Genomic DNA, 1,388 nt, shown 5'->3' with positions numbered 1-1,388 from the left:
TGTCTTGTCCTGAATAACCGATACAGATTATTAGATAAAAATATTTAATTAAACACTTGCAAAAACGTTTTTGCAAGTGTTTTTTGTTTTATATGTCCTCATTTTAATTTGACTTTGTAAATGCATTTTGTTTGGAGTCAGCATGAAATTAGAATAATGAGGTCTTAATTCATTGTATATGTTGATTGATTCTTTTACAATTTGCTTCATAACTTTTAAATCTAGATTGTATTTGTCAATCATAAATTCCTGCTTTAATATTCCATTTATTCTTTCAGCTACAGCATTTTCATATGGATCGGAGTTTTGTGTCATACTTGGGAGGATTCCATTTTTACTTAGCATATTTTGGTAATCATTTGCGCAATATTGCAGCCCTCTATCTGAATGATGAATCAATGGTATTTCCTTGCTCTTTCTTTTCTTTATAGCCATATTAAGAGCTTTAACACTACTTTCTGTATTCATATTGTCAGCAACATAATATCCCATAATTTTCTTAGAATAGGCATCTGTAACAATACTCAAATAACACGGTTTTTCGCGTTTTCCGATGTATGTTATATCTGCAACCCAAACTTGATTAGGCTTATTTATTTCTAAATCTAGAATTAGGTTTTGATGTTTTCTAAATCGATGATGAGAATTAGTGGTTACATGATAACTACGTTTTGGCTGTATCAATAAATGATTAGCCCTGAGTATATCAAATAATTTATCTCTGCCTATTTTTATTGATTTAAGATCGTCCATTAATATGTGATATGATTTCTTACCACCAAGTCTAGGCATTGATTGCCTAACTTGATGAATCATTGAAACTACTTCAACTACTTTGGCTTCCTTATTTATTTTTCTTTTGATCCTTCGATAATAAACCTGTCTGTCTATCCCGAACAAATTACAGGCGAACATTATTGTTTGTTGCTCTTTTTGTTTAAAATGGTCGATTGTTCGGGGGCAGAGTTTTTTCGTATGTCAATTTTATATTCTTCTTCTGCAATATCAATCATCATATCAAAAATGATTGCTTTTTTATCTGCAACAAAGGCCTGTCGTTCCAAAAAGGACTTCTGTTTCTCCAGAAGTTTTACTTTGGCTTCAAGTTCCATTATCTTTTGTTCTGGCGACTTTGACATAGTAAATGGTGTTTGGTTTTCCCAATCAAAGTTACCAAATTTTCTGAGCCATTTAACAACAGTTGATCTATTTTGAATGCCATAAGTCTTTGTGGATTCCGTAACTGTAAGTTGTCCTCGTTCAATTTCTTTAACAATTTGTAATTTAAAAGACATCGAGTAATCTTTTTGAGTTCGCTTCACATAGCGTGTTTCTTCATGTTTTTCCATTAGGATACTTTTTGTGTATCGTTATTTCAGGACCGGACA

General features: G+C 31.6%; 2 protein-coding genes. Both read right to left on the bottom strand.

Annotated elements, in window-relative coordinates; all coding sequences use genetic code 11:
* Positions 1-48: 48 nt before the first annotated feature.
* A complete protein-coding gene (locus ACP7AQ_RS15945) occupies positions 49-915 on the bottom strand; it encodes an IS3 family transposase (protein WP_426096156.1) in 867 nt (288 codons plus the stop codon).
* Positions 915-1,349: a hypothetical protein gene (locus tag ACP7AQ_RS15940; RefSeq protein WP_426096155.1), complete on the bottom strand. Its 435-nt coding sequence runs from the start codon at positions 1,347-1,349 to the stop codon at positions 915-917. The genes ACP7AQ_RS15945 and ACP7AQ_RS15940 overlap by 1 nt, the downstream gene beginning before the upstream one ends.
* Positions 1,350-1,388 lie beyond the last annotated feature (39 nt).

The sequence above is a fragment of the Flavobacterium sp. DSR2-3-3 genome (assembly GCF_049896585.1).
Lineage (GTDB): Bacteria > Bacteroidota > Bacteroidia > Flavobacteriales > Flavobacteriaceae > Flavobacterium.
The sequence above is the reverse complement of the archived record's forward strand: the minus strand, read 5'-3'. Positions and strand labels throughout refer to the sequence as shown.